This window comes from Neisseria sp. P0022.S010 (genome assembly GCF_051956635.1).
The window spans coordinates 1-4327 of the sequence record NZ_JBQCXF010000246.1 but is presented as its reverse complement, the minus strand read 5'-3'; the positions used below and the strand labels follow the sequence as shown (position 1 = coordinate 4327).

At 50.1% G+C, this 4327-nt stretch carries 6 protein-coding genes; 2 read left to right on the top strand and 4 right to left on the bottom strand.

Features of this window, described 5'->3' with window-relative positions; genetic code table 11:
* From ACTHUT_RS14600 to ACTHUT_RS14590, 3 genes are all read right to left on the bottom strand, one after another.
* A partial coding sequence (locus ACTHUT_RS14600) for a class 1 fructose-bisphosphatase (RefSeq protein ID WP_440418958.1) occupies positions 1-697 on the bottom strand: 697 nt, incomplete at its 3' end.
* 67 nt (positions 698-764) lie between these two features.
* Complete coding sequence (locus ACTHUT_RS14595) at positions 765-1118, bottom strand: hypothetical protein (protein ID WP_070608222.1); 354 nt, start codon at positions 1116-1118, stop codon at positions 765-767.
* A gap of 129 nt (positions 1119-1247) precedes the next feature.
* Positions 1248-2093: a 23S rRNA (adenine(2030)-N(6))-methyltransferase RlmJ gene (locus tag ACTHUT_RS14590; protein WP_250600755.1), complete on the bottom strand. Its 846-nt coding sequence runs from the start codon at positions 2091-2093 to the stop codon at positions 1248-1250.
* Positions 2094-2218: 125 nt separating this feature from the next.
* On the opposite strand from ACTHUT_RS14590, the gene ACTHUT_RS14585 reads away from it, so the two are divergent.
* Together ACTHUT_RS14585 and ACTHUT_RS14580 are read left to right on the top strand one after the other, a co-directional pair.
* On the top strand, positions 2219-2833 hold the full coding sequence (locus ACTHUT_RS14585) for a riboflavin synthase subunit alpha (protein ID WP_250600753.1): 615 nt from the start codon (positions 2219-2221) through the stop codon (positions 2831-2833).
* A gap of 17 nt (positions 2834-2850) precedes the next feature.
* Positions 2851-3717 (top strand): ATP-binding protein, encoded by an 867-nt coding sequence (locus ACTHUT_RS14580; RefSeq protein ID WP_250600751.1) that lies wholly within the window; start codon positions 2851-2853, stop codon positions 3715-3717.
* Positions 3718-3782: 65 nt separating this feature from the next.
* Here ACTHUT_RS14580 and ACTHUT_RS14575 read toward each other — a convergent pair whose 3' ends face one another.
* Entirely contained in the window at positions 3783-4211 is a 429-nt protein-coding gene (locus ACTHUT_RS14575) for a Spy/CpxP family protein refolding chaperone (RefSeq protein ID WP_250600749.1), read from the bottom strand.
* Positions 4212-4327: the final 116 nt, after the last annotated feature.

The following is a 4327-nucleotide window of genomic DNA, read 5'->3' as shown; positions in this document are numbered from 1 at the left end:
AGCGCATATTGTAGTTTTTGCCGCGTACGCCGGTTTCGCCTGCCAGCAATTCGTCAATGTATTGTTGAACAGGGGCGAACCAATGTCTTTGGTTGGACATATTGATGGCGAATTCTTTAGTGGATTCTGGAACGCGCGGATTTTCTTTGGTCAGCAGGAATTGGTTGGCATCGTCCAAAGTGAAGACAAATACGCCGTGACCGACAGTCAGTACCAGTTGGGTTTGCGGACCGTATAAAACATAACCTGCGGCTACTTGGTCGCGGCCTTTTTGCAGGAAAGATTCGGTAGTCAATTCGCCTTCAGGTTTCGCCAAAATGGAGAAGATGGTGCCAACGGAGATGTTGACGTCGATATTGGAAGAGCCGTCCAGCGGATCAAACAATACCAAATAGCCGCCGTTTTCGTGTGTGGCGACATAGGTGTCTTCTTCTTCGCTGGCAAGGCCTGCGATGTTGGCATTGGCTTTTAAAACATCAATCATGATGTTGTTGGCGATGACGTCAAGTTTCTTTTGGTCTTCGCCTTGGATGTTGCCGGTACCTGCCATACCCAAAACGCCGGAAAGCGCGCCGAGGCGGACTTTGGCGTTGATGTCCAAACAAGCGGCGGCCACGGATTCCAGTACGCTCGCCAGCTCTTGCGGCAGTTTGTGTTCGGGCAGGTGTTGGGCTAAGAATTGGTTCAGTGTCTTCATGGTTTCACTCTTTTCCTAAGTTTGAATCGAATATTTTTCAATTTCAGGCCGTCTGAAAACGGCGTGTTTATTTGGTTTTGCTCTCGGCCATGCCTAAAACTTCTTTAGTGCAGGCGATGCTGGTGTCTTTGATGCGTTTTTTCAGCTCGTCGCTCATGGAGTCGCTGCCGCCCAAAAGCGATGTCGCTTCTTCAGGATTGATTTGGTCGACTGTTTTTTCACCGATGCAGCGGCAGATTTTTTCAGTAGTCGCGGAATCAAACGGGCTTTTTCCTGCAGCTTTTTCTACGCAGGCTTCGGTTGCCGAGCGGACAAATTCGGTGCGGAAACTTTGGGTAAATTCTTCTTTAAATTCGTTTTTTACTGATTCGCTGCACGCGCAAAGCAGGAGCGTGCAGGCTAGGGGTGTGCGTATATTCATGAGGGACAGCCGTTAATTGTTATGTTGTGAATTGTAGTGGAAAAAGGCTTAAGTATAAAGGGTTAAGGCCGTCTGAACGGGTATGGCGGCAAAATCGAAGTGCTTGGGTATAGGTTCAGACGGCAGCGTTTATTTCGTTTTGCTTTCCAATACATAATGCGCGCCGGCATCTTGCGCCAAAATTTTGGAAAGTTCGGGCAGATTGTTTTGCAACTGTTCAGCAAGCATATAGGGCGGATTGATGACGAACATGCCGCTGCCGTGCATACCGAAGCCGTCGCTGCGCGGCGTATGGACATGAAGCTCGGCGTGCAGATAATTGTCGGGAGCGATTTTTTTGAGTTCGTCCGGCAGTTTGCGGCTTTCTTCACGGCTCAGGCAGGGATACCAAACCATGTAGCAGCCGGTTTCAAAGCGTTTTAAAGCATCTTTCAAAACTTGGACGACACGGCGGTAGTCTTGTTTTTCTTCGTAGGGCGGATCAATCAAGACCGCGGCGCGGCGCGGCGGAGGAGGCAGTAATGAAATCAAGCCCTGATAACCGTCCGCTTGACTGACCTGTACTTTACGCGCAGGACGGACTTCGCGCATATTGTTTTGCAAATGGACAAAATCAGCAGGGTGCAGCTCAAAGAGGCGCATTTTGTCGCTATCGCGCGTGAGTGCCTGTGCCAGCCAAGGCGAGCCGCAGTAAAGGTTGTCTCGCGGCAGTATTTGTTTCAGACGGCCCACAAATTCGGCCAATTCGGCAGGCAGCTTGTCAGCTTGTTCCAAGAGCGCAATGCCTTGTTTGTATTCGCCGACTTTTTGCGCTTCATCGCCGCTCAAATCATACAAACCGGCACCGCTGTGCGTATCGATATACCAATAGGGCTTGTCTTTGCGGTTGAAATATTCGAGGACGAGGAAGAGGATAAAGTGCTTGAGCATATCGGCATGGTTGCCGGCATGGAAGGCGTGGCGGTAGCTGAGCATGATCGGGCTGCGGAAATAAAAATCCGATTATACCCCAAACCATCGCCATCACCGCTTTCAGACGGCCTTTGTGCCTGGAAAATGCTACAATATCCGCCTTATCGTACCATCGGAAAGAAGACATCATGTTTACAGGCATCGTACAAGGCATGGGCAAAATTACAGACATCGCCCAACCTTCGCCCGACTTTCGTACCCACACAGTCGAGCTGCCTCCCAAAATCGCCGACAATCTGCAAACCGGCGCCTCTGTCGCCAACAATGGCTGCTGCCTGACCATCACCCGAATCGACGGCAACAAAGTCAGCTTTGATTTGATGGACGAGACCTTACGCAAAACCAATCTTGGCAGCTTGAAAGTCGGCGACAGTGTTAATTTGGAACGCGCGGCGCGGTTTGGCGACGAAATCGGCGGTCATTTGATGAGCGGCCATGTGATGGCGGTTACCCGAATTTCCCGTATCGAATCCAGCGAGTTCAACCGCACAGTTTGGTTTAAGCTGCCGGAAAACCTTAAGCCCTATATCCTGACCAAAGGCTTTGTCGGTTTGGACGGTTGCAGCCTGACCATAGGCGAAGTCAGCGACAGGGAATTTTGCGTACACCTGATTCCGGAGACTTTGAAGCGTACCCTGTTTGGCAGCCGCAAAGAAGGCGACCTCATCAATATTGAAATCGATCCGCAAACCCAAGCCGTTGTCGATACCGTGATGCGAGTATTGGCTCAAAAGGCCGTCTGAAAAAAAAGAAAGCCGAAATGAAATTATCCAATTTTTTGAAAAAAGCTAATTCCGTTTTAAACCGTCTGGATTTAATCCTGCCTGACGAAGCAGATAAAACCGACTGGTGCGCTTTGGCCTACCGTTGGCACAGCGTGGGCAAAAAAGGTATTTTGGAAAGCCTGCCGCGTCCGCATACGTTTCCTTTGGGCAGATTGGCGGCAGTCGGTTCGCAAACCGACAGGCTGAAACGCAATACCGAGCAATTTTTGGCAGGCCGTCCGGCAAATAATGTCTTGATGACCGGTGCGCGCGGTACGGGCAAATCCTCCTTGGTTAAAGCGTTGTTGCACGAATACGCCGAGCGCGGCTTGCGACTGATTGAAGTGGACAAAAGCGATTTGATCAGCTTGCCGGCTTTGTTGACGCTGTTGTCCGACCGTCCTGAGAAATTTATCGTTTTCTGCGATGATTTGTCGTTTGAAACCGGCGATGAAACCTATAAAGCCTTGAAAACTGCTTTAGACGGCGGACTGTCGCAACGGTGCACCAATGTTTTGGTTTATGCCACTTCCAACCGCCGTCATTTAATTCCCGAATACATGGATGAAAACGGCGGTACTACGGGCACTCGCGGAGAAATTCATCAGAAAGAGGCCGTCGAGGAGAAAATCTCCCTTTCCGACCGCTTCGGCTTATGGCTGAGTTTTTATCCTTTCGATCAAAACGATTATTTGACCGCCGTAGCCAACTGGTTGGACGATTTCAATGTGCCTTTTGACGATACGGCGCGCCAAGCCGCGTTGCAATGGGCGCAAATGCGCGGCAGCCGTTCAGGCCGTTCGGCATGGCAGTTTGCCTGCGACTGGGCAGGCCGGTTGCCGGAAGAAAGAGTGTTGGATTAAGGCTGAAAAAGTAAAGGCCGTCTGAATATGGTTTCAGACGGCCTTTTTGTATTTTTATTTATCCATCAGCGCAAGCATGAAGACAACCATTGCTGGCGTTGGCGCGGATTGAGCAGATGATAGAAGCGGTATTGGATTTCCATTTCATCCACCGCATAGTCCATGCTGGAGAGGTAGCGGTTTTCAACATAATCGCGGGCAGCGTTTGAGTCGAATGAGTCGCCGGAGAGGATTTTGATGATGGTTTGACGGCGGTTGCGGTCGGAGCGTACGGTTTTACGGTAGGCTTTATCGTTGATTTGTTTGAAGTCGGTACGCAGGCGGCGCAGGGCGGCGTGTTGGTCGGCGGATAAATTGAGCTGTCGGATGTCGCAATTCGGGTGGAAGTCGTTCAAAGTGGCCAGAAACGGATCGGCATGTGCAGGCAGACTGGAACAGAGTAGGGCGAGTGCTAAGAAAATAAAAGTCGGATAGCGGGAAAGTGCAACAGACACGGTGTTTTCCTAATGTTTCATCAGGTTTGGAAATATAACCGATAAGCGTGTGAAAGGCAGTATCAATGCAGTTAACTTTTGTTAATGATGTTAGATTTTTTTGCACATATATGTAA

What these genes read in the sequence shown, in the direction of transcription:
- ACTHUT_RS14595 (WP_070608222.1), bottom strand. Translation starts at nt 1,118, where the DNA reads ATGAATATACGCACACCCCTAGCCTGCACGCTCCTGCTTTGCGCGTGC.
- ACTHUT_RS14590 (WP_250600755.1), bottom strand. Translation starts at nt 2,093, where the DNA reads ATGCTCAGCTACCGCCACGCCTTCCATGCCGGCAACCATGCCGATATG.
- ACTHUT_RS14585 (WP_250600753.1), top strand. Translation starts at nt 2,219, where the DNA reads ATGTTTACAGGCATCGTACAAGGCATGGGCAAAATTACAGACATCGCC.
- ACTHUT_RS14580 (WP_250600751.1), top strand. Translation starts at nt 2,851, where the DNA reads ATGAAATTATCCAATTTTTTGAAAAAAGCTAATTCCGTTTTAAACCGT.